Source organism: Fibrobacter sp. UWH9 (assembly GCF_900129715.1).
Classification (GTDB): domain Bacteria; phylum Fibrobacterota; class Fibrobacteria; order Fibrobacterales; family Fibrobacteraceae; genus Fibrobacter.
Map to the genome: position 1 here is coordinate 48575 of NZ_FQWP01000007.1, position 25396 is coordinate 73970.

17 protein-coding genes are annotated in these 25396 nt (G+C 50.3%); 15 read left to right on the top strand and 2 right to left on the bottom strand.

From position 1 onward, the window contains the following. The first annotated feature begins 7 nt into the window (after positions 1-7). The 3 genes from BUB94_RS07940 to BUB94_RS07950 are packed head-to-tail and all read left to right on the top strand — an operon-like array spanning position 8 to position 4053. Entirely contained in the window at positions 8-2245 is a 2238-nt protein-coding gene (locus tag BUB94_RS07940; RefSeq protein ID WP_073235770.1) for a T9SS type B sorting domain-containing protein, read from the top strand. 12 nt (positions 2246-2257) lie between these two features. Continuing rightward, complete coding sequence (locus BUB94_RS07945) at positions 2258-2716, top strand: hypothetical protein (RefSeq protein WP_073159083.1); 459 nt, start codon at positions 2258-2260, stop codon at positions 2714-2716. Between the two features lie 8 nt (positions 2717-2724). After that, entirely contained in the window at positions 2725-4053 is a 1329-nt protein-coding gene (locus BUB94_RS07950; protein ID WP_073235776.1) for a CCA tRNA nucleotidyltransferase, read from the top strand. A gap of 57 nt (positions 4054-4110) precedes the next feature. Here BUB94_RS07950 and BUB94_RS07955 read toward each other — a convergent pair whose 3' ends face one another. Further along, positions 4111-5214 (bottom strand): glycosyltransferase, encoded by a 1104-nt coding sequence (locus BUB94_RS07955; protein ID WP_073235779.1) that lies wholly within the window; start codon positions 5212-5214, stop codon positions 4111-4113. Between the two features lie 37 nt (positions 5215-5251). On the opposite strand from BUB94_RS07955, the gene lpxA reads away from it, so the two are divergent. After that, on the top strand, positions 5252-6019 hold the full coding sequence (gene lpxA / locus BUB94_RS07960) for an acyl-ACP--UDP-N-acetylglucosamine O-acyltransferase (protein WP_073159197.1): 768 nt from the start codon (positions 5252-5254) through the stop codon (positions 6017-6019). Positions 6020-6023: 4 nt separating this feature from the next. On the opposite strand, the gene BUB94_RS07965 is transcribed toward lpxA, so the two are convergent. Then, positions 6024-7238, bottom strand: coding sequence for a glycoside hydrolase family 5 protein (locus BUB94_RS07965; protein WP_073235782.1), 1215 nt, complete (start codon positions 7236-7238; stop codon positions 6024-6026). 211 nt (positions 7239-7449) lie between these two features. Here BUB94_RS07965 and BUB94_RS07970 point away from each other — a divergent pair, with 211 nt between their 5' ends. From BUB94_RS07970 to BUB94_RS08020, 11 genes are all read left to right on the top strand, one after another. Then, positions 7450-8190 (top strand): sugar-binding protein, encoded by a 741-nt coding sequence (locus BUB94_RS07970; protein WP_249269351.1) that lies wholly within the window; start codon positions 7450-7452, stop codon positions 8188-8190. Positions 8191-8205: 15 nt separating this feature from the next. Next, positions 8206-10743: a hypothetical protein gene (locus BUB94_RS07975; protein ID WP_073235785.1), complete on the top strand. Its 2538-nt coding sequence runs from the start codon at positions 8206-8208 to the stop codon at positions 10741-10743. 18 nt (positions 10744-10761) lie between these two features. Continuing rightward, the gene (locus BUB94_RS07980) at positions 10762-13068 is read left to right on the top strand and encodes a hypothetical protein (RefSeq protein WP_083538177.1); all 2307 of its coding nucleotides are present in this window, start codon (positions 10762-10764) and stop codon (positions 13066-13068) included. A gap of 12 nt (positions 13069-13080) precedes the next feature. Beyond that, positions 13081-15261: a hypothetical protein gene (locus BUB94_RS07985; RefSeq protein WP_073159071.1), complete on the top strand. Its 2181-nt coding sequence runs from the start codon at positions 13081-13083 to the stop codon at positions 15259-15261. A gap of 9 nt (positions 15262-15270) precedes the next feature. Next, complete coding sequence (locus tag BUB94_RS07990; RefSeq protein ID WP_073235787.1) at positions 15271-16365, top strand: hypothetical protein; 1095 nt, start codon at positions 15271-15273, stop codon at positions 16363-16365. 10 nt (positions 16366-16375) lie between these two features. After that, positions 16376-17422 (top strand): glycoside hydrolase family 18 protein, encoded by a 1047-nt coding sequence (locus tag BUB94_RS07995; RefSeq protein ID WP_073235790.1) that lies wholly within the window; start codon positions 16376-16378, stop codon positions 17420-17422. A 117-nt stretch (positions 17423-17539) separates the two neighbouring features. After that, positions 17540-18550 (top strand): T9SS type A sorting domain-containing protein, encoded by a 1011-nt coding sequence (locus BUB94_RS08000; RefSeq protein WP_073159065.1) that lies wholly within the window; start codon positions 17540-17542, stop codon positions 18548-18550. A gap of 92 nt (positions 18551-18642) precedes the next feature. Then, complete coding sequence (locus BUB94_RS08005; RefSeq protein ID WP_073159062.1) at positions 18643-20103, top strand: glycosyl hydrolase family 8; 1461 nt, start codon at positions 18643-18645, stop codon at positions 20101-20103. Between the two features lie 194 nt (positions 20104-20297). Next, positions 20298-22439, top strand: coding sequence for a cellulase family glycosylhydrolase (locus tag BUB94_RS08010; RefSeq protein WP_073159060.1), 2142 nt, complete (start codon positions 20298-20300; stop codon positions 22437-22439). Next, the gene (locus BUB94_RS08015; protein WP_073235793.1) at positions 22439-24349 is read left to right on the top strand and encodes a glycosyl hydrolase family 8; all 1911 of its coding nucleotides are present in this window, start codon (positions 22439-22441) and stop codon (positions 24347-24349) included. The genes BUB94_RS08010 and BUB94_RS08015 overlap by 1 nt, the downstream gene beginning before the upstream one ends. A gap of 110 nt (positions 24350-24459) precedes the next feature. After that, the gene (locus tag BUB94_RS08020; RefSeq protein ID WP_073235796.1) at positions 24460-25326 is read left to right on the top strand and encodes a BatD family protein; all 867 of its coding nucleotides are present in this window, start codon (positions 24460-24462) and stop codon (positions 25324-25326) included. Positions 25327-25396: the final 70 nt, after the last annotated feature.

Genomic DNA, 25396 nt, shown 5'->3' on the forward strand with positions numbered 1-25396 from the left:
TTGTAATGTGAAGTTCTATACCTTACTACTGATTGTCTTTCTGACTGTTGCCCAGGCTTTTGCCGCGGAGAGCTGGCTTACTTTTTCTAAGCCCTTTCCTGTTAGAAGTTGCATCCCCTATGGTGGGGGTATTCTTTTGGCGACTGACGGAGGTATCCGTTACCGCGCCATAGACGGTGATCGCGTATTTCATTCTGAAGACGGATTGGAAGAGGCCATATTCCACGCCATTGTCGGCTATGAAGAACGGATTTATGCCATTTCCAAGTTCGGTCTGATTGCCGCATTGGACGCCCAAAGAAATGTTTGGGGAGTACTGAATAGGTCTTACGTCGCCAATAAGTCTAGAGTGCTGCCTGATGGAGCCGCTCTTGCCGATTCCATCATTGTTATTGCATTTGAAGACCGTCTGGCCTTTTTTGACTTGATTACGAAAACCTCTATTGCAACAATCGACAGAATTGGTGAATACAATCTGTCTGCAGATAATATCCAGAAACTTGTGGTTCACGGAGATTCTCTTTACGTGAATGTTGGCGAACAGTCCTATGTTCGCGAAATGGACTGGTATGATGTGGGCGGGGATGCTAAACTTTTTGATCCTTTGTCATGGAGCAAGGTTAAAGATCCGTCTCTGGTGAATGGATTGGTCGAAAAGGACTCCAACCTTATAAATATCGAAGGGGATATCATTGATGACCCCAGCTATACAATTAGTGCGACTCCCATTGACACTATCGAGGTTGCGGGAAACCAGGAGATTATTTACGATACTACCGTCGTCAGAAAGACTCGATGGATCGAGAAGGCCCAAGACAAGTATTTCCTGGTTGGCGATGAGGCTGTCTTCCTTTATGACCCTAGCCTTAACTCCCTAACAGACCTGTCACTGTTCAATGATTTCCCGCTGGGGGAACCCTATGAAGTTCATGCCGTGCCTACCGGTGGTGTCGTTGTTGGTACTACGGAAGGCGGGATTAGCTATGGGGGTGTTGCACCGTGGAGCGACCTGTCTTATCCTCTGCCTGGGATCGGTAGTCAATCTGCTGCATTTGATGCCCGCATCAAGTCCATATCGGTGCTGCCCGATGGCCATACCTTTTTCCACATCTGGGGTTTCGGCTTCTTCATGTTCATAAATTGGGGGCTGGATCAGCAGTTCTCCGTTGGGCTGAATAGCGGCGCCTGCCTGGATAACTACTTTGAAGGCCGTTATGATGACCTCGGAAATCCCTTGCAGTATGTTATTTCTGTCGGGTCGACACCTGCGCCGGACAGTTCCGGTTTCTTGACGACGACCTCCAACGGAAAGAAGTACAGCATAAACTATTTCAAGACCAATGGCGAAGTTTATTGTGCAAGCCAGGTGGGGCAAACTTCAATGGCTGGCCCTCTCTACGCAACGATCGATGAAGATGGTTCATGGCTTCTGTATGTGGGTTCAAGACAGGGCACGGCGATCGCTGCCGATGGCGGGCTTGACATCATTCGAATTCCTTCTCCCAAGAACAATGGGGGTGAACTGTCCGGTGCTACCATAGAAACATCTATCCCCCTGGAATCTACTCCCGTGGATATGGTTTACGACTCTATTGGGGATCGCCTGTGGGTGATTACGAAATCATCGCTCTACTATCTGGACAAGAATGAAAAAGACAAGGATACGCTTGTGTCGCCCAAGTCGACGAACGGTCTGCGTGCTTCCGAATATTCTGCCATTGACGTGGATATTCATGGCAACCTGTGGTTAGGTACGACAGACCAGGGCGCCTATCGTCTGTCCCTGAAAAACAAGTCTCCCGACACGCTGACGGTCAAGTCCTACAATGTAAAGAGCGGTATGTTGTCCAATGACGTAACGGACCTTTCCATTGACCATACCCTTGGGGTGGTCTGGTTTACTCATGCCAGTGGCGTCAGCCGTTATTACAACAAGAATCTCAAGTACTCCTCGAAGAATATGACCGATTCGGCAAAGGCCGACGTTTATGCCTATCCCGTTCCCTTCAGGCCTGCTGTCCATAACCGATTCGTTATTGCGAATATTGCAGAAGGCGCATCTGTTAGCATCTATAACCGTGGCGGTTCCCTGATTCGTTCCTTCCGAAAAGATGATACACTGGGGGGCAGCGTTGAATGGGATGGTCGCGGATTAGACGGAAATCTGGTGGCACCTGGCGTGTATTATTATGTTGTAAAAAATTCTTCAAAGGTGAAGAAGGGCAAGTTCATTATTATCCATTAGAGGGTTTGCTGGATGGTACGTCTGATTTTTTTGTTGTTCGTGATAAGTGTACTGCTGAATGCTTGCGCAGGGGAACGTCAAGGTCTCGTGTGCGAAGAAATGGAATATCGTCTGAATACCATGGCCTATTCTCCTGACCAGCGAGCTTATGCAGAAGAAGAACTTCGTGTCTGCCGTGAAGAGGAAGCCTTGAAAAAGGCAGATGGAGCCGCATCTCGTAAAAGCATTTATGACCGCTTTGCCGCAACGGATTCGACAAAGTCTGCTGAGTCTAGAACTGCCGCGGCTGACGAATCCCCTCGTGAAATTTCTGTTTCAGATGCATTGGGTGATTCGTCAGGGCAGGAAACGGTGAGCATCTATGACCGCTACGGAAGCAAGACTGTTCCGTCCGAAAGTGCAGGAACCGCTCCGTCTGCGGATGAGGTACCTGCCGATACTTCTGCAAGTGATGTTTCCAACTTCCAGTAGGGTGATTCATGGCCACAGTGCAAACTCTTTCGGGTGAAACTTTTGAACCGGGCCTGCCCCAGCGTTTATTGAAAATTGCGGGCGAAATTCGCGAGGCCGGTGGTCGTGCCTACTTGGTGGGCGGTTGGGTCCGCGATGCCATGCTGGGCGGTAACTGCCGTGACTACGACATCGAAGTGTATGACATGGAGCAGGATGACTTGATTGCCATTCTGTCCAAGTTTGGTCGTTGCAATTTGATTGGCAAGGCTTTTGGTGTCATCCATCTCGCCATGAAAGGGGAGTCTCTCGATTTCTCTTTCCCCCGTACCGAAAGCAAGGTGGGTTACGGACATCGCGGTTTTGTGGTCAAGACCGATGCCCGTCTGACTTTCAAGGAAGCCGCCCTCCGTCGCGACTTTACCATCAACGCCATGGGCATGGAACTGCCGGATCTGACTCTTTGCGATCCTTATAATGGTGTGGAAGATCTTAAGGCCGGCCTTCTTCGTCATGTGGGGCCCGCCTTTGCCGAAGATTCCTTGCGTATTCTTCGCGGAGTGCAGTTTGCTAGCCGCTTCAAGCTTAAGCTAGCTCCCGAAACGGTTGAAATGTGCCGCACCCTTTCGCTTGATGACTTGTCCATCGAACGTCTTTTCGAAGAATTCAAGAAGTGGTTGCTGAAACCCGGTAAGCCCTCTCTCGGCCTTCGCGCTTTCCTCGACATTAAGCTGGATGAATACTTCCCCGAAATTCGTCCCCTGTCCTTGAATGGCGCTGCAGATGATTCTAGCTGGGAAACTCTTGGCGAATTCCTCAACAATCTTTCCGCCGTCCAGGATCTTTCCGACGAAGAACGGATGGTCCTGATGTTTGCCGGTTTGCTTGCCGGTAATGCGTCCGCTGCTTCTGATGAGAAGTCCTGCGAAGAAGCGGTTCTTAAGTTCCTGGCTCGCATTACCAACGAAATCAAATTGGTTCGCGGTGTTCCCCTGCTGTTAAAAAATGCCTTCAGGTATGAGCCTGGCGAAAGCATTCCCCGGGATTCCGAAATCCGTCGTCTGTCGGTGGAACTTTCCGGACTCCGCCTGTATATCGCTTTCTTGCAGAGTAATACCCTGTACGCCGAAGAAACTCGGAACACCTACGCACAGGCCTTCAGGGTCCGCGCCGAAGAACTGGGTGTCTACGAAAAGGCGCCTACGGCCTATCTCACTGGCAAGATGCTGATGGATCTGGGTGTAAAGCCCGGCAAGCAAATGGGCGAGCTGATCAAGAAAAGTTTTGAACTGCAGTTGGATGGCGAAATCGCCGATGCCGATGCCGCCCAGTCCTGGGCCCGCGAGCGGTTGCAATAAACATTTGGTCCCGTGAACAACTGACGTAAAACTGCGAGCAGTTTTACCTCTAAGGATTTATTTCCACCTGAATAGTCCGGTAATTCCTGCCGGCACGCAGAACACGATCATAGGAATCTGGATCAGTTCCGTGGGGATAAACGCAAGCATCTTGCGCTTGCTATGCAACTTCCAGGATGCAATTCCCAGGAAGATAAAGTCGATGACAATCTTCGGCAAGATGCTGAACACGCACCACTGCCAGGGGCAATCGAAGAACACCACGCACCAGGGGCTGATAAACATCCAGATGTAATAGGTGTAAATCAAGGTCAGCATCAAAATGTACGGCTTGCTTTCGTAGCTGGTGCCGTTGCTGCTCCAGCGGGCGCGCTGGTTAAAGAGCTGCTTCCACGTGTGAACCGGTTCCGTCTCGATAACCGCTTCCCTGTCCAGGTTGTAGCAGACCTTGGTTCCCGGAATTTTCATCATCTTGTGGATGAGCATGTCATCGTCACCGCTGCTCAAATTAATCAGGTCGCCGAATCCGCCCACTTCAAAGAACAGGTCCTTCTTGTAGGCCAGGCAGGCAGCACTTGCCACGATGGGGTGTCCCCAGCTGAAACCGGCGGCTTCCATGGCGGTGTAGCCCAGGGTTTCCAGTTTCTGGAAAAGGTGAGGCATGGTGCGGGTGCCGTTATTCTGTTTCGGACCTTGGACAATGCAGATTCCGTCTACGAAGCGGCCCGCCATGGCGGTAATCCAGCTCTTGCGGGGAATGCAGTCGGCATCCATGGTCAAGAGCACTTCGTACTTTGCAATCTTGAAGGCGCTTTCCAGGGCTCGCTTCTTGGGGCTTGCGATTTGGGGCAGGTTCGGGTCCAGCGAAAGCACACGGAATCGCGGATGGTCTGCGGCAAACTTCTCGAGAATCTCCCTGGTAGAATCCGTAGAACGGTCGTCTACGCAGATTACTTCCCATTCCCCCACATAATCCTGGACCGCCAGGGCCTCCAGGGTGCGCAGGGCAAATTCCTCTTCATTACGCATGGGGACCACCACAGAAACGGTGGGAGTGGCCTTCACACCCTTGTAACGGTGCGTCTTCAACAGCCCTATTACAAAGAATAGGAACAGGAGCACATAGAGTGCAGTGAGGCTGCCGATAATTACACTACCCATGGTGTTCGCAAATTTAGGAAATTTCTACTTTTTTGCCATGATTCACGTTTCCGCATTTGTCCATCCTTCTGTAAAAATCCCCGATTCTGCTGTTGTTGGGCCCTGGTGCCTGGTAGATGAAGGGGCTGAAATCGGAGAAGGCGTGGTCCTGGAATCCAGGGTACATGTGTATGGCGGAGTGAACATCAAACCTGAAACCCATGTGTATGATGGTGCCGTTCTGGGGGCGCCCCCACAAGACCTGAAGTACGCCGGGGAAGAAACCCGCCTAGAAATCGGCGCCCACTGCACCATCCGCGAATACTGTACGTTAAACCGCGGAACCGTCCAGGGGGGAGGTTGCACCCGCGTCGGCGACCAGGTTCTGATCATGGCCTATTCCCACATCGGTCACGACTGCCAGATTGGCCGCGGTGCCGTTATCGCCAATGGTTGCCAGTTTGGCGGTCATGTTCGCATCGGTGAGTTCGCTACCATCGGTGGCGTTACTGCCATCCAGCAGCGCAACCAGGTGGGTGCATACGCTTTCGTGGGCGGAACCTATAAGGTGGACCGCGACGTCCCTCCGTGTACCAAGGCATCGGGAACCCCTATCCGTTATTGTGGTCTTAATCTCCATGCTCTCCGCCTCCATCCCGAAGAATTCCCCGAAGAACGTATCCGCAACCTGGAACAGGCCTACCGTATGCTGTACCGTAGCGGCCGCCCCGCCTCCGAAGTCATCGAGGAATTGAAAAAAGGCCCGGAACATCTGTTCCAAGCCTTCTTTGACGATCATTGGGCCGGTTCTATCGTTCGACCGTAGATTATTACATATTCTTCTGAAGAACTTCCAGAATCTTGGGGTACCATTCGCCGGCACCCTTGTCGTAGATGTCGAACTGAACTCCGGTAAAGCCCCAGATGGCCCAGGTATAGCCCAGCTGGTTGGCGACTTCCACGATAGCCTTGATGTAATAGGATCTGTTTTCGTCGTCTACGCCTTCGGCTTCGCAGGCGGAAGAGGCGCCAAATTCACCGATGTACAGGGGGGCGTAGGTTCCGTTCTTGCCGGGGAAGGTTTTCTTTGCCAGCTGGACGTAATTCTTCAAGTCGGCGACGATGGAGAGAGCTGCGGTCTGGTCGATGGGCTTCCAGAGGGAGCCGCATGCGCCGTTGTGTCCCTGGTGGCTGTAGCTATAAGGTTCATAGTAGTGACCGTCGATAATGATGTTGCTGTCCTTGATATCGGCGAAATCGCCCATCAGATCGAACTTACCGTAGTTACCCGGGTCAATCATGATGGTTCTGCCCGGATTGGTCTTGCGGATGATCTTGATGGCGCTGTCAGTCATCTGGGCCAGGATTTTATCCGACTTTCCGCGAGATTCGTTCAGGACTTCGAAAACCAGGGAGTCGTTGCTGTAATCCTTGAATTCTTCGGCAATCTGTTCCCAGATGGCGTAGAACTGCGGCAAGTACTTGTCGGGGTTTTCATAAAGTTCGTTAAAGTGGTGCTGGTTGATGACCACGGGCATGCCGAGGCTGTTGGCCACGTCAATATGGTGCTTCACACCGGCTACGCGTTCCGCCTGGATAGTGTAGGGAGGTTCCTGCAGGGCGGTCTGGTTCCAACGAACCGGCAGACGGATAGACTGGAAACCTGCGTCCTTGGCAATCTTGAACCATTCGTCATCAATGGGGTTGTTCCACTTTTCGTCCAGGTAGTCGTAGACCTTGCCTTCTGTGTAGCACCAGTCGTTTTCCTTGCCTTCTTCGCACTTTTTCTGGGGATCGATGCCGGAATCCCAGGAGTTACCGAAGTTGATGCCGTGTCCCAGCATCTTGTTGACGGCGATGGCGCGGCTGTAATCCGGAAGCGAGGACTGACCTGTGGGTTCGTCCTCATCGATGCCTGCGCTACTGGTGGGAAGTGCAGACGCGGAGGAGCCCGGTTCCTCGCTGGAACTGGACGGATCGTCGGAACAAGCCTGCCAAATTAGGGCAGAAGATACAATGGCGAGAGTGGACAGAATTCGTTTCATAAAACCTTTCCCGTAGTGTAAAAGTCGGTATTGTAAACATAAATTTAATTCGTTGAGGGTCATATTGATAAAATGTTTTTTTTGTTTACATCGGAAAACATGTTTTTTTGAGAAACTGGTATTCGTAGTGCATATAAAAATGTTATTTTTGGGCTTGTATTCAAATTTGATTATATTTGAGCACCGTCCGTTTTTGGAGACTCCTTAGGATATGAAATATATGAGAATCTCGTCGTTACTGAAGTGTGCCTTGGGCATGCTTCTTGCCGTTTCCCTAGCTGATGCGGCTTCCTTTAGCAGCTATCGCGATCGCGATGCTGGTCGTTTTGTCCTTAAAGAAGGCAAGTCCTTCCGCCCGGATAAGGATGTTGTAACCGTCATCATGCGTGAAGCAATTCCCCGTGGTGGTGGATATACCTACCAGTATCCCCGTGAAAACCCCGAACCGGTCCTCACGGATAAGTACGCCATGGAAGGCGCTCTTTCCATGGAAATGGAATTGATCGCTAGCGACTACTCCGGTATCGCAATCTGTATTGCCGGTTCCGTAGACCTGGCTCCGTACCTGGAAGACGGCGTCCTGGAGTTCTGGATCAAGGGTGCCCAGGGTGGTGAAAACGCTCTGTTCGTGCTTGTGGATGATGGCGTTAAGAGTAACGGTGAATCCCTGCAGGTCAAGCTCCGTTCCAAGGGTCTCGGTGAAATTACCACCGAATGGACCCGCTTTAGCATTCCTCTGAAGCTTTTCGGTACCACTGGTGTGTACTGGGATGCCAAGAATACTCGCGAAGTGATGCTCCCCTTCAACTGGTCTAATTTCAAGGGCTTCCGCCTCGAAGTTCGTAAGGACGAAAACGAATCCTTCAAGGTCTGGATGGACGATATTGTTATTAAGAAGCATGGCAAGGCTTACGAGGGTCCTGCCTACTATCCGTTCCGCAATGAGATCTAAGAGGACTAGGATTATATGCGCAAATTATCTCTATTAGCAACAACCCTGCTTTGCTCCTCTCTTGCTCTTGCTCAAGAGGATGATTATTCCGATTACGGTTCCGAAGCTTCCGCTGTAGAAGCTCCCGCAGAAGAAAGCGTTTCTGAAGAAAGCTCTTCCAACGAATCTTTCTACGATGCATACTCTTCTGATACCTATGGCTCCGATTCTTATGCTTCCGAAGCCGAACCGGCTACTGAGGTTGAACCTGCCGCTCCTGCCGAAGAAGTGGCCGCTGCCGAAGAAGTTCAGCCTCTCGGCGGTGCCAATGTTGAAAAGGCTCCCGCAAAGGTTGCTCCCGAAGCCAAGGTCTATATTCCTAAGGACCTGACCGCCGAACAGCGCGTTGCCGCCATCCAGGAAAACCTGGATACCCTGGCCAACGACATGGAATCTACCCTCATGGGTAAGGACGATGTTCCGCTGGCTGTCTCCGGTTACATGGCCTTCCGCGTCAAGAATTTCGACTACACCGAAATCGCTCCGGTGTACGGCGACGACAAGGCTCGTACCGCTGTTGACGCTACCCTCAAGATGAATATGGTGTTGATGCCCAACTCCTATATGACCTTGTGGACCAATATGACTTTCCCCTTCGACTTGACCGGTTTGTATACAAACTATATGGCCGAAAAACCCAACAACAATCCCAGCTACAACTGGACTCGTGTGATGTTTGACCACAACACCGACTACGCTGCAGCTGGCGTTGAAGAAGAAATGAACTTCGGTATCGATATTCGTTCTTCTGTGTTTGGCGCCTACGTGACCGCAGGTGGTGTTATCTGGGCTTGCGCATCTCCCCTTACCATGTGGGAACGCGAAACCATGCCCCGCTTTGCATGGCAGTACGAAACCTTCGAAGAAGAAAAGACTGTCAGCACCTACTATAAGGAAAAGTCCTTTAAGCCCGTCAAGGAAGGTGGTCGTGCATTCTGGACCAACCGTTCTTTCGGTGGCGTGTTCATGAACGTGTACAACATGCCCTTTGGCATGACCGCACAGGCCATGATTTCTCAGCCCAAGGATATGGACGCCGGTACTCGTGACGGTCTCCGCCTCTACGGTGGTCAGCCCAGCGAACTGGAAATGTCCGGTAACTACGACTTCCGTGGCGACGTGATTCACGGCCGTCTGGCAAAGAACAAGCTCTTCGACGGTATGACTCTCGGTGCCAACTACCTGGGTGTCTTCTACGATGAAGGTCTTATTGACGAAGACGAATTTGCCGGCCCCTGGACAAAGAACGCCTTTGAAGGTGACCCGCACTTTGAAAACAATCAGATCGTTTCCTTGGACATCAAGGGTAACATCGTTCCCAAGTTCTACTTGATGGCTGATGTGGCCATTAGCTGGGATGATTCCACTACCTTCCAGGATGTGGACACCACTAGCAAGAGAGCTTACACTCGCGATGCAACGACTTCCAGTGTTTCCGCTCCGTCTCTAGGTGTTTATGTCAAGATTCAGGACAAGCATCTTGATTGGCTGCCCACTACTGTTGAAGCCGTCTACTTCGGAAAGGATTTCTTCTCTCCCTACGGCATTACCGATCCGTCTCGTCTCCGCAGCTGGCGCAAGGACGAATTCTACCTGAATGGTGGTGCTATGCGTTATGGCCCCAACATGGCTGGTCTTAACTTCAAGTTCGAACCGGAATTCAACCGTGGCCGCCTCGGTGTTCAGTACGCCCAGCATCGCCAGATTGAAGCCGGTGATGACGTCATCCTCTTCAACTACCGCCTGAATGGCCGTAACATGTGGGAAAGCACCAACTCCTGGACCAAGTTTAACGCCTTGTTCTGGGCTGACTCCGGTAACGCAATTGCAAAGAATGGTTACTACAACCGTGCAGGTGTTCTCACCAACCAGCGTAAGATGGAACGCCAGCGTGGCGGTCTCTATGGTGGTACCTGGGAACTGTGGGAATCTTTCGTAGCTTACGAAAATGCTGACCAGATGAAGAAGGAAGAAGTTCCGTCTCATATCAAGTGGTCTTCCTACCTCTCCATCGACGGTGGTTATGACATTGGCCACTGGTTCGGTACCGATCGCAACCTGATGATGAGCGGCTACGCTTCCATTTCCGGTGTGTCCAAGACTTTCGCTCCTATCGCCTATAGCGAATCTCAGAGCGACATGCTTCTGTGGAGCTTCTACGGCTTGTTCGAACCTACCTTTGCCCTGACTCCGACTATCCACTTGGTTGGTCACCTCGGCTTTGAAAACTGGAAGTCTGAATACGGCTACCAGGTAGAAGATGTGTCAGTTTCCTCTAAGGTTACCAATGCTAGCGGCCCGTACGGTCTCCTGATCCCGACTAGCCAGGCTACCTATAAGAAGGCTCCTGTGGACTACTACCAGACTGCAATCGGTCTTGGCGTCGACTGGGACTTCTCTCCTCGCGCAGGTCTCCACCTCCGTTACAAGTATGCAACTCATACAGACAATTACATTTCAGAAAACGACTGGACCGGCCACTTCATTACGGCTGAAACCAAGGTCTGGTTCTAAGGGGATTAAGGTATAACTATGATGCATAAAGTTTTAGTATCCCTGCTTTTTGTAGCTTCTGCCGCCTCTGTCGCTTCTGCAGTGTCCGAAGCTGAACTGGATCGACAGCTCCAGGCTAAGGAAGATTCCCTTTCTTCCAAGCGCGGTTTTGAAGTTGGTGGCCGCATTACTGGCGTGCTCAATAACGCTTACATGTCTTCTGACCAGGAAGACAGCAAGCTCAACAAGATGCCCAACACCGAAAGATCCCAGTTTGTTTCTGCAGACTTGGATTTCCACTTCCGTCCTTACGAAGCTGTCCGCTTTAACGCAACACTCCGTATGGAAGCAGGCATGCAGAACTACTTTGCTACTTCCGCAAAGTCCCTGACTGCAAACTGGCTGAATATGGAAGGCAATGTCGGTAAGGACCTGTATTGGATTGTCGGTGACTTCCGTCAGCAGTACAGCCCCCTGACCCTTTTCGCCCCCACCGGTCTTGATGGCATTCTCTATGAACCGCTGATCTTTGCTCGCGCCCGTGAAATGGCTATGCAAGAAGCCATGATCGTTGGGAACCAGCGCAACCTGCAGGGTGTGAACCTCCAGTTCCGCCACGATTTCGGTGGCATGGCTGGTGAAATCCGTGCAGAAGGTATTTTTGCCCGCGTTCGCCGCGTCCAGCTCCTGGACTTCTCCGGTTCCAACGGCAACCTTCTTGCTAACGGCTATAACAGCTTGCTGAATGACGGTGCTATTTATCCGGGTTCCTCCATGGCATCCAATATGGATAAGTGGTTGCTTAGTGCAAACGTCGAATACCTGCCTGTAGACAAGAACGTCTTCCTCGGCTTTACTGGTATGTTGGTCTTTGATGATAGCGCAAGCTTCACCAATACCTACCGTACTCAGTATCAGGAAGTCATCTACAATGGTCAGCTGAGCTATTACAACACCGAAACTGGTGAATTGGAAGGCCCGATTCTTAACCCCAGTACTTTCGAAGATGGTGGCTATACTGTGTATCAGCCCATCAACCCGTATGAAACTGATCCGCAGAACACCTCGATCATTTCTGCTCGCGCCGGTGCCGACATTGCTGGCATTCTCGGCAACAAGAGCCTGACCTTGGATGTGATGGGTGAATACGCCATGTCCAGCGATGAACAGCGCCACTTTGAGCCTGCTTTCGATGAATTCGGCAATGTAGTCGCCTATAACGAAGTTACCGAAGATGACAACGGTTCTGCATTGAATATTTCCTTCAATGCTGGTTACAAGCTCCCTGTCGGTCTGGACATCCAGTTGGCAGCTAACTACGTGATGAATGACAGCAACTGGTTCAACAACCTTGCTCAGTCTCCGCAGTTCTTCGCTACCCGTACTCTGAACTCCGATAAGGACGGTAACGTTAGCCGCTACGGTGTTAACTCTCCGCTCTATTCCACCTTCAGTTCTCTGTACTACTACGATCCGAAGTTTACTCCGGTGGGAACCCAGTTGGCTAATACCGATGACCCGACCATTAAGGGTCAGACCAACAGCTACAACATCGCTCCGATCCAGAGAAATGCCTATAGCACTTCTGTTTACACCCGCAGGGAATTGGCTTTGATGAGCTTCATGCTCGATAAGTCTGTTCAGATGAGCTTGCCCAATGGCTTTGCTACTCCGAACCGCAGTGGTTTCAACATCGACATGAAGTTTGGCTTCCAGGATTTCGCCGAAGCAAACGCCATCTTCTCTATGCTGAAGCAGAAGAAGAGCGACAACGTCTTCATGAAGGAAGCTGAATTCCAGGAATTCGGTGCAGGTCTTAAGGTGGATGTGTTCAAGATGCTTGGCTTCTCTCTGCCTCTTGAACTGTCCGGCAGCTACAAGCATGCTGTAAAGACTCAGGAACTCACTGATGAATTCAAGCCCTATTTCGCTGACAAGGGTGAACTGAGCATGGACTTCATCAACGCAGGCCTCTACGTTCAGTACATGCCGCGTCTCGGTATTAACGCTGGTCTCCAGATGATTAACACCACATTTGATGCTGTATCTTCTAGTCCGATACTCAACGTTGCTCCGGGTTACGAGACTCCGTTGCTGAAGGGTAAGCAGATGCAGTGGATGGTGGGTCTCGACTACACTGTCGCAGAAGGTGTCTATCTCGAGCTGAACTATGGTATGATTAATGTTGAAAACACATATAATACCACAGAAGGTGCTGGATCCAATGTGCCTAACTATGCCGATGTAACGGTTACAGATGTCGATGGCAATACCCAGAACCTTGCCGAATACACTCATAAATTCTCCCAGGCTGTTGTTCAGGCCATCTTGAACGTGAATTTCTAAGGGAGGCGCAAGATGAAAATGAATAAGGATATGTTTAAGATGACTTCCAGAATCTCGCTTCTTCTTTGCGGAGCCGCAGTATACGCTGCCGCTGCAGATTCGACCTTGGTCGAACGTCAGCAGAGCCTCCTCAATACTCTTGATTCTATGAATTCTTCAGTCTTGGGTCTTCGCATTGGCGGTACGGCTAAGGGTGGGGTTCTTTCTTCCACCATGAGTTCCGATCAGCTTTACAACGAAGCTGACCAGCGTGAAAACCAGGCCTACACCGACGTAAACCTCAAGGTTAACGCTCGTCCCAGTGCAGAAACTGAAGCTCGAGTAGAACTCCGTCTCCACAAGGATTGGCAGAGCGCTTACGACGAACCGATCAACCCTGTGATCGGTCACTGGTTTAGCTACGATGGCAAGATTCTCGACAAGCACGTCGACTTCAATCTTGGCTACATGAGAGTTGGTTATACTCCTCTCACCATTTACGTGCCCCAGGCTGAAATTCTGCAGGAACCGGAAATCTTCTTTGCCAAGCGTCAGGAAGCTCTTGCTTTGCGCAACTTGGATACCTCTTCCAATCGTTTGCTGCAGGGCTTGAACTTCAAGTACAATAGCTTCGATATGGGCCCCCTGTCCAACCTTTACGTCCAGATGACTGGTGCCCGTATCCGCAATATCGCCAAGAAGGCCGATGAAGTCTTCTTCGACTTTGACTGGAGCGACCGCTACCTCTATGGCGCAAACCTGGGCGTTGAAGCCTTTGGCGCAACCATCGGTGGTAACTTCGTCTACACCTTTGACCGTCAGAAGTCTTCCCGTTCCAAGGAAGATGCTGCTATCAAGAACCTGTACTACGAAGACAACATGGTCTACACCGGTGTTATTGGTTATGACACCAAGGACATGATCATGGACGGTAAGATCCGCGCTGGTATCGATGCTGAAATCGGTGGCTCCAAGTGGACCTTGTCCCGCGACTCCCTGGTTCTCGATACCATCCACAACTATAAGGTTGAGAGCTACGATTACCCCGTGTTCGATGAAAACGGCAAGGCTCTTGACGACAACGGCAAGGACTCTGTTTTCCAGACTAAGTTCTATGTGGCCGACGGTATGACTCTCGGTAAGCACTGGAGCGACGAAGAAATTGAAAACGTTTCTGGCATGGCTCTGCATGTGTCTCCCTATGTAAACGGTGACATTGCTGGTGTTAACTTTGATGTTAAGGCAACCATCGTCAAGAACGACGAAAAGTTCTGGTCTGAACAGGCTGCTTCTGCCTACTATGTTGGCGGTGCAACGATCCTGAATGGCGATGCTAACATTTCTGGCGCCGACGCTAATGTGGTCAGCCGCTTCCGTTCCGGTAGCCTTGAAAACATGTACTTCAGCATTTACAATGTCAACGTTTTGCAGCAGCAGAACTTGATGACTAAGTCTGAAGACGCTGAAACCCCGATCTTGAATGGTTCCTCTGTTGACTCCTACTATGCATTCGGTCGTCTGGCTAACAACTACAGACTGGGCCACTTCTACAAGAATGGTTACGAAGCTGTTGCTAGCAAGCTGTTGGAATACGCTAGCTATTCTGAATTTGTCGATCCTTCTGTCAACATGGCTATGCCCATGGGTCTGGCAACTCCCGACCGTGTAGGTTTCGCCCTGAACGCTAACGTGGCTTGGAACGATGCCATTACCATTAATGGTCGTTTCTCTCAGTATAGCCATAGCAGCGATGTCGATAACGACTATACCACTATCGGTGCAGGTCTTGGCCTGAATGTGGCTCCGTTCCTCGGTCTGAACCGCCGACTCATTCTGCAGGGATCCTTCGAATCCGCAGAAGAAAGCAACTACCTGAAGCGTAAGACTTCCCGCGTTGTTGCTGGCCTTACCGCAGACGTTTGGGGCCCCTTCACTATCCTCGGCGGCATGCAGATGCTGACTAAGGAATTTGGTAGCGGTCTGCCTCTGTCTGAAACAGTCATTGTTAATGACATTGATGAAATGCTGGCCATGGGTGGCTTGCAGATTAAGTTGGGCCCCGGTGCGGTCCTGGATCTCCAGGGTGGTCTCCTGACCAACACTGTTAACTACACGGGCATTGCCGTTGATGAAAACGGAGTCGCTTTTGCTCAGCCTAGCGAATTGAGCCTGAGCAAGCTCTTGATTGCCGGTAACATTACGGTTCTGTTCTAGGAGGTTATCATGAATAAGATGTTTAAGTATGGCATGGGCCTCGCTGCAGCAATCGCTTTGGTTGCCTGCTCTGCAGATAGCATTAGCAATAGCGACGCCGAAAACTGGCCCTCTGATTTTAGTGTGTCTGAATATGCAAGAGTCAATCCGGACCTGGGAACCTATCAGGCCCTGTCTGCCGTGGCTGATTCCAATGCTGTTCTTCGTAATCTGATTACCGAGCAGCTGACTCAGGCTGCTATCGAGGCAGACTCTTCCGATAAGACCTATGAACAAAAGCTCGCCTCTGCCAAGACCAAGGCAGAACAGCAGGTCAAGAAGACTTATGTCTCCGGTATCATCCTCAACGACGATGCCGAATGGACTGCCTATTTTGATGATTCTACCGCAGTAAAGGAAATCTTCCTTAACTATGCTGGTCTTAGCGAAAGTTACTGGCCTGGTTCTGCCGCATTCCTGAACGGTATGTACAATCCGGACTCTTCCATCAACATCTTCGGTCAGACCGCGATGCAGTACCGCCTGGCCTTGAATCCGTACCACATTTACGGTAACAAGGCTTCTGCAGACCTGGCTTTCCTGAAGTCTGTTCCTGTTGATTCCAACTTGATCAAGTATCAGTACATTCGTGCTGGCCGTTATGAAGGTCGTGCCTACCGTTTCTGCCGTGCAGGCGATAACGCTGTCATCAAGCAGCTGGACGTTACGGTTACCCGCTATGATACCACTGTAACGGTTTACGACACTACTTGGAACGTAACCGAACGAGCCGATACTACTCACTCCGCAACTAAGATTAGTTATGTGGATGCTGACGGCAAGGATACCACAATGTTGCTTTCCTCCTATCAGAAGCATCTTGCGGAAGGCGATTCTTCTATCGTTCCGAAGGATACTATCTACACCATTGAGACTAAAGAAGTTAAGGATTATGTAGACCGTGCTCCGAGAGACAGTATTTACCAGAAGAAGAAGACGTCTACTCAGGCCATGAGCCCCAATGCTGCACCTGTTGGCAACACTGGTGAAGTTTGGGATTTCTCCGCTGATCTTTACTGCAAGTCCGAAGTTGACGGTGAAGTTTATTTAATCGGTAATCCGTAGCGAGGTTTTTATGAAAAAGCTTTCTTTTATCGCTTTAGCTTCTCTTGTTGCTGCTGCCGTTGCGGCTCCTTTTAAGGTCGTTGGATACTACCCGTCCTGGGCTCAGTATAGCCAGTTCTTCCCGAAGGATGTTCGTTACCAGTTCGTGACAGATATCCATTATGCCTCTTTGGCTCCGGCTGAAGACGGTAGCATTGCCTACGCAGACGAAAGCGATGCCGCTAACTTCGAAGAGTTGGCCAAGCTTTCTTCTGAAAATGGCGTTTCCCTGGTGGTATCCATCGGTGGCTTCGAAAACGAAGGCAATTTGAAGGCTATCGCCGGTGACGATTCCAAGCTTTCCGCTTTCTGCGATGCTGCTATGGAATGGGTCGAAAAGTATAATCTTGGTGGTGTGGAACTGGACTGGACCAATGCAACTGGCGATGATGCCGCCGACATTGGCAAGCTGGTTTCCGCTCTCAAGGATAAGCTGGGTTCCAAGTCTGTTTCCGTGATGGCCTATGCTGCAACCATGGATGCCTATTCCGATGCAATCAGCCAGGCTGACTATGTCACACTGTCTGTAGGCGACCAGATGGACGAATCTGCAGAATCCGTCAAGCCCAACCTTTCTAAGCAGGACGTGGAATCCGCTGTTCGCGCTCTGTCTGGCAAGGGTGTCTCCAGCGACAAGATCGTTCCCATTGTTCCCATGTATGGTAAGTCCTTTGCCGGTGCAAGCGGCCTGGGGTCTTCTCATCAGGGTGTAGGTAGCGGTAACGAAGGTTACTTGGCCTATAAGGAACTGATGAAGAAGTTCGAAGCTCCGGACTACAAGGTGAACTTTGATGAAGAATCTTCCTCTGAAGTGGCTGTAAGCAACTCTGAAACCATTGTCTTCATGGGTATTCCTTCTGTGAAGGCTATTAGCATGATGGTTAAGGATGAAAGCTTGGCTGGTGTCGCCATGTACGATATTAGTCAGGATCATGACGAAAACATCGTGTCTTTGATGGTGACTGCCGGTCTGGTTCTCCGTCCGGAAGTGAATTACGCCCCGAAGAAGAAAAAGTAGTGTAAAAAAATACTAACATACGCTTTTTTACACTAAAAAAAATACTATTCCAAAAAAAAGTATATATATTTCAACCAAACCCCTTCCCGGTGTCGGGAAAAAAAAGAGAGAGATACTATGAATAAGAAACTTATTGCACTTTCTGCAGTTTCCATGGCTGCAATGGCATCCGCTGCCGTTAACCTCGAAATTTGGTTCGATGGCACCAACCAGCAGGTTAACACTGGTGGAGATTGCATGTACGAATACCAGGTTTGCGAAGAAACCACTATGGGTTACTGGTACGACTATGATGACCGTAAGAACGACAAGGGTGGTTCCTACGCTATCTATCCGTACGAAGCTGACCAGTACGAATCCCTCGTTCAGCCGATGATTGAAAACCTCGGTTATGCAACCATCAAGTACGTTCTCGTCGACCCGACCACTACCGGTCAGACCGCTGAATATCCGTACAACTTCGTTGGCTTCGGCTTCAACACTGTTGGTGCTAGCCAGGATCCGATGGACATCACCGCTGCTGGTGGTCTCTGCGCTACCTATACTTCTGACCTCGCTGTGACTCTCGAAGTTGCAACTCCGGATGCAGGCGACGCTTCTTGTAGCGTGACCCTCACCAAGGCTGCTACTCCGACCAAGGCTGACAAGGCTATCGCAGACTTCAAGCAGCCCACTTGGGCAGATAAAAAGCTGCCGGGCGGTTGCGCTGACGCTTTCGCTGCAGCTACCGCTGTTAAGTTCAAGCTGGATGGTCAGGCTTCTGACGCTCAGGGTCAGCTCCGTATTTTCGAAGTCGGTCCTAAGGGTACCTGCTCTGGTGCAAAGTCTGCTGCTGCTGAACCTGCATTCACTTGCAAGTCCAACGGTTCTGGCGCTGCTGTATGCTCCGGCGACGCCGCTATCAACACTGTTAAGGCTGCAAGCGCAGTTAAGGCAACCCTCGCTGGCCGCACCCTCTCCTTCGGTGTGACCGTTGCTAAGGCTGAAATCGTTAACCTCCAGGGTCAGGTTGTTATGACCGCTTCCTCCGTGAAGACCATGGACCTCTCCAAGGTTCAGGCTGGTGTCTATATGGTTCGCGCTGCTGGCAAGTCCGCTGTCATGAACCAGAAGATCCTCGTGAAGTAATTTAACTCACAAGATTCTAGAAAAGGGGAATTTCGCTTGACGGAATTCCCCTTTTTATTATATATTAGGACTACTCAAAAAATGAGGTGCTCATGAATATTTCGAAAGCTTTCCTTGCATTGCCTATAGCTTTTGCTTTATATGCTTGTGGTGATGATTCCTCTGCCGGTTCCGATCCTGTTGTCAATCCGGATGATCCGTCTGTTATTGTTTCTTCTGACTCTCAGGGTTCTATGGACCCCACTAGCTCTCCCGTTGGAGGCAATGAAGGTGGCGAGTCCTCTCCGGAACAGCCCGCATCTTCTGCCGCAGCTGCTGTTTCTACTGTCGCACTGCCTGCAGGAGCATCTCCCGCAGTTTCCGACGCGTTCTACGAAACTTGGAAAAAGCGCTGGATTATTTATCTTAATGATGAAGTTGCCGGTGGTTCTACCCTCAACTACGAAATGTTCACCGGTTCCCAGGGACAGTATATTATGACTGCCAAGATGGGTGCCCCTCATCCGAATCCGGCCCGAGTGATTTGGGATGGCGGTACGGGCGAACAGTGCGAACTTACCGATATGCAATCTTGGAATGGCGTGAACTTTACGGTGGCTCTCCGTCGTAAGTTGGGTTGTACCGTTTCTGAAGGTATCGGCTATGGTATGTTGCTCGCTGTCCTTCACAACGATAAGGACCTGTACAACGCTCTGTGGGCTTACAACGTGGTGGCCCGTGACTACAATACCGCTGGCTTGATGCCCTGGGAACTGCAGTCTTTCAGCAATACCGTTTCTAACTCTGCCGCTCTGGATGCTGACCTTGATGTGGCTACCTCTCTGATTCTTGCAGAAAGCAAGTGGGGCGGTGGATACTATCTGGCTGACGCTCTTGTCTTGCTGGATGCCGTTAAGCTCAAGGGTATCAATCCCGAAAATCTGTTGATCCGTCCGGGTGACACCTGGGCAAACAAGGACGTCTATAACCTGAGCTACCTTTCCCCGGCTGCAATCCGCCTGTTTGATGCCGTTCAGCCCGAAGGTAAGTGGTTGGACATCCTGGCTGCAAACTACAAGTACATGATGGATGTTCAGGATAAGGGCGCTATCCCTCTGTTCCCGGATTGGTCTAACGCAGCCGCAGAAGCTACTGACCCGAAGAATGGATCTGCCGCCAAGTCCTATATGCTGTTCGATAAGGAATCTGTGCGTATTCCCTGGCGTATTGCCTGGGATTACTACTGGAATCAGAGTGCAGAAGCGCAGACTATCTTGACCAAGATGTCTACCTTCATCTCTACTGCAACTGCAGGCGATCCTAACGCCCTTTCTGATTACTCCTATAACTATCTTACTGGCGAACTTTCTACCAGTTCTATTAAGGGTACCCACTTTATCGGTGCTTACTGCTTGATGGGTATGGGTGTAAATCAGCCCTGGCTGGATGCTTGCTACGCTAGATTCAACAACGAAATGGCAGGCTACAATCCGGTGGGATACACTGGTACTTACTTCAAGGAAATCTTGATGAACTTGTTTGCAACGTTGCTGAATGGCGGTTTTGTTAAGTAGTTGACTGTCAATGTGGTAAACTATTGTAAACGAAACGTAGTCTAAAACGTGCAGAATATCACAGGCCCGCCTCTGGCGGGCTTTTTGTCTACCTATGTAAACAAAAAATAGCTAGTTCAAGGGTTATAAAACTAGGCATAGTAAATTAACTTTACTATTGGGATGGTAAATATTTTAGCCGGAGAGTTTTTAGTATGAAAAAGTTATTGTCGACACTACTTTTGTCCTGCGCAGTTTCCTTTGCTGCAGGAGTCTACGATGGAGCTAAGCCGCTCCGTGTCGGTCCCGTTTCTGCCTATGGTGCTTTGGGTACCAGTGGTAGCAAGGTTGTTAGCATTTCCAGCGGAAAGCAGGTGACCCTCCGCGGTATGAGCCTGTTCTGGTCCGATGCTACCGGCTCCCCCTATTACAATTCCGAAGTGATCAGCTGGGCTGCCGAAAAGCTTGGCATCGATGTTTTCCGTTTTGCCATGGCAATTGATTGCTATAAGGAAAGCGACTGCAGTAACAATAGCGACGAAAAGGTTGCCGCATCCTATAAGAGCAATCCGTCTGGCTTGGAAGCTAAGCTGGACAACATGGTGAAGGTCGCCATTGAAAACGATATCTACATCATCGTTGACTGGCATAGCCATCGCGCAAGAAGCGAACAGGCTTTGGCAACGGATTTCTTTGGCCGTATGGCTGCAAAGTATGCCAACGTTCCCAATATCATCTGGGAAGTGTTCAACGAACCTGTTAATGATGGCATGGGTGAAATTGCTTCCTATGCAAACACCGTTATCAGCGCCATCCGTACAAATGGCTCCCCGAACCTGGCCCTGGTGGGCACCCCCTTCTACTCCCAGATGGGTAGCTGCGGTGGCGTTAACCAGACCAACGTAGGCTACGTGTTCCATTTCTACGCAGCAACACATACCTTGGGGGCTTTCAAGAATGCCATTGAAGGTTGCTTGAGCAACAATGCCGTGTTTGTTACCGAATGGGGTACTACCGAAGCTTCTGGTGCCGGTAGCATTAGCGAAGGCAGCTCTAAGGAATGGCTGGACTACCTGGATGGTAAGGGTATTTCCAACTGTAACTGGTCTCTGCGTCACGAAACTGTCGGCAATAAGCCTGAAGCTTCTGCCATGTTCAAGGGTAGCACCGTGTTGAATTCCAAGGCTGCCTTGAATGAAGCTAGCTACACCACTTCTGGCACTATCGTCAAGAACTATCTTACCTCTAAGTCTAGAGTAGGCACCTGGGCAGACTCTATTACTGCCGGTAAGCACACTGGTGCTTGCGCCTTCGCTCACGCTTCTGCTTCTGAAATGGAAACTTCCATTGAAGGCAAGGCTAGCGCTTCCTGTACTTATACTTCTAGCGATGAATCTGTTGCTACTATCGAAGCTGGTTCCATCAAGATTCATGGTGCCGGTGTGGCAATTATGACTGGTAACGACGGTTCTCAGACTGTGGTGAACATTACCGCTATGCCGAACCAGACCTTTACCCAGCCCAATGTGACCTGCCGTCTGAGTGGTAGCGGTTGCCAGAACTTCTCCGGTGATTCCAAGATGCAGCAGAAGATGAACGAAACTGTTACTATCGAAGGTAGCCCCATTACTTACACCTCTGACAATCCGGATGTGGTTTCTGTTGAGAAGATGACCTGTACTTCTGCAAACTGCTATTCCTACAAGAATCAGCAGGTCTGGATCGCTTCCTTCAAGAGTGTCGGTGTTGCCCATATCCGCGCTACTGCAGCTGCTGTTCCCGGTTATCGCGCTCTTGATACTACCGTGACCTTTACCTATGCAAAGAATGTGAACTCCCTGAATACCAAGTATTTCAAGAACCAGACTGTTGCATTGGGTTCCACGACTCAGGTGTTTACTGTTGAAGCTCATAAGGTTCCTGTGACCTATACCATTACTCCGGAAGGTTATGCAACTCAGGACGGTGAAATGCTGGTGGCTGGTAACGTCGATGCTACCATTACCATTCACGCTGTTGCCCCCGAAGCTGAAACTTATGAAGCTATTGACGAAACAATCATGATCAATATCGGTGCTGGCAACCTGTCCATGATTGAAGGTATCACTCCTAAGACCATGGCTAACGTGAGCATGAACGCTCGTATGAACGGCAATAAGCTTGTGATGACTGCAAAGCATTCTGGCTTTGTTACCGTGCAGGTTGTTGATATGGCTGGACGTACCGTAAAGAACGTCGTTAAGTACGTATCTGCTGGCTCTAACGTGATGGATTTGGGTGAAGTCGCTCACGGCAACTATTTCGTGAATGTTAAACAGTCTTCCATGGTGAAGACTATTCCTTGGAGCAATAAGTAATGATTAAACGTTTAGCTCTTATTGGTCTTGCTGCAGCTACGGTTGCTTCCGCTGCTGTAAAGTTCCCCTATCCTCAGGCTCATGGCTATCCGCATACCAGTGTTATTGCCGATGTCTGGAACTGCGCTGGTCAGACTGCTTCTACCATGCTTAAGAACCAGTTTGTCACCTACCTGAAGGAATACTACGAAGAACAGGGTGATCTCGCCCGTATCAAGTTCGATGACAAGGCTCGTACTGTCTCTGAAGGTATTGGCTACGGCATGCTCATGTGCGTGTATTTCAGTGACAATCAGACCAGCTACGAAAGCCAATTCAAGAAGCTCTGGAATTACTACAAGAAGAACATGAACGGTAACGGCATCATGAACTGGAACATCCAGGGATTCGGTGGCGCTATTGGTACCGGTGGTGCTACTGATGCCGAAGAAGATGTGGCTGTGGCCTTGATCATGGCTTATTACCAGTTCGGTAATTCCCAGTACTTGTCTGACGCAGCAACCTTGGTTGCCAACATGCGTAAGAGCGAATTCTCCAGCAATGGTATGCACAAGCTGGGTGACCAGTGGGATCCGTACAAGAACCCCAGCTATGTTAGCCCTGCCGCTTACGAATTGTTCAAGGATGTGGATACCGGTAACAGCAGCTTCTGGGCATCCGCTATCACTACCAACTACAATTTGCTGAAGAAGAATCAGAACGCTAGCACGGGTATTCCCTCTGGTTGGGCAGACAATAACACTTTCCAGCCCATTGTCGGTAATAACGGCTACAACTTCGCCGGTTACGACTATGATGCTGTCCGCGCTCCTTGGCGTTGGGCCTGGAGTTATGCCTGGTATGGTCACTCCGATGCAAAGGAACTTTCTACCAAGTTGGCTGCCTGGGTAAGCACCAGGAACAATGGTCAGCTCTATATCAATATGAAGCCTGATGGTACGATTAACCAGAATGGTGAACCTTGTAAGTCCAATGGTTGCAAGGCCAATGGTTCTTCTATTGGTACCTTGAGCTCCGTTCTTATCGTAGACGAAAAGTATAAGGACCTTCTGAATACCAACTATGGTGCTCTTATGTCTCAGCAGCAGGGATACTTCCATTCTTCCCTCCGTTTGCTGACCGGCTTGCTGATGTCTGGTAACATGCAGAACCTTGCCAAGGCAACTCCGGTTGAACCTCAGACCTTTACTATTCCTGAAGACGCCTGTAAGGATACTACCACCTACTACGAAAACTCCGGTGCTTACGGTTGGAACTCTACCTCTGTGGAACTTTCCGACGAATCCAACACTGGCGTTTACATGGGTAAGCTGATTAGGGGCGACAAGCGCGAAGTCTATCGAAAGGTAGAAAGCGTTGAAGCCGGCAAGGCTTATGTCATGAGTTGGGACGCTACCCAGTCCGAAGGTTCTAACTTGTGGCTGACTTACGCCGTGTATGCTGATGAAACTATGACTGAGCAGCTGTGCGGTGCCATGAAGAAGCTTGTTGGCGGCCAGACCGTTACTCAGACCTGCGAATTCACTGCTACCCAGTCTGGTGGTGTTTACCTGGCCCTTGTCTTGAATAACTGGGATGAACCTCAGGTGGCTATTTCTAATCTGGCCTTGAAGTCCGCTGATGGCCAGGCTGTTGAAATTGTCGATCCGGGTCCGGTTGATGGCATTGCCGAAGTGGCTCAGGCTCAGCAGATGAAGATCAGCGTTTCTGAAAAGATCGCCTATGTCCAGCTGACTAACGCCGCACGCGTGTCTGTGATGGATATGCAGGGCCGCGTGGTTGTTCCCGCTGTAAAGGCAGAAGCTGGTATGACTCAGATCCAGCTGAATGGCCTGACTGCAGGCAACTATCTGGTTGTGGTCAAGCAGTCTTCTGGCATGAAGGTTCAGCAGATTCATATCGCTGACTAATTGCTGCTCTAGCGAGTCATTGAAGAGGGATCCGTCGTTAAGGCGGACCCTTCTTTTTTTATAAAGTATGGACAAACCCCATCCATATTGATTTTTGTATATTCTGCGGTATGGAAAATGATTCTTTGAATGTGGAGGCGGCCCAGGATAGTGCTGCGGTAGAAGAAATTCAGATGCCCTCTGCGGAACAGTTGGGGATTACCGTTGTGGCAGGGGTTCATTCCCAGGATGGGACTTTGTTGCCCATGAATGCCGTTGTGGGGGATACCATTGACTTTCCGGTGACGGTGAGCTGGAGTGTTAGCGGAAGCGCCTTGCTGGTATTGCCTACGAACTCAGCCACCGCAAAGGGGTTGGAGCAGATTGGCGTTAGCCAGGAATCGGCCCGCTCCGTTAAGGACGGGAAGGAAATCGCTTCCATTACTTTTAACTATAAGATTTTGGCTCAGGATACGGGGAATCTGAATATTCCCGTGTTGAAGTACGATATTCCCACTCAGATGGGGATGCCCTTGACCTTGCGAACCGAAAGCGTGCCCTTGCGTGTGGATGCTCCTGCCAGTGTGCTGCCTGTGATGATTGGCGTTATGGTGGCGGTTGTCGTGCTTTTGGCTGGGATGCTACGGATGAAACGCCGTGCCTCGAACCGTGCTGCCATGACGGCTAAAAAGGCTGCCGAAAGTGAATTGCTGGGGAAGATGACTGTTCTGAAACAGCGTGTGAATTCGGCTGATAGTCGCCAGTGGCTTTTGGATCTGGAGGCAATCTGCAAGGAATATGCGGCTGAACGTTTTTACCTAGATGCAGAAAAGGTTAACTTGGAAGTGCTGCAGAAGCAGGGCGATCTGGAAGGATGGGAATCCCTGTTGGAAGAATTCTCCCATGCCCGCTATGGTGGCGGCAAACGTGACGGCTTTGAAAACAGGGAAACCTGGAAACTGGCCATGAAACTAATGGGAATCAGGGAAGAGTGGTGAGCTGTGAGTTATGAGCGGTGAGCGATGAGTGGTGATTCGTCTACGTGTCATTCTGAGCGGAGTGCGAAGC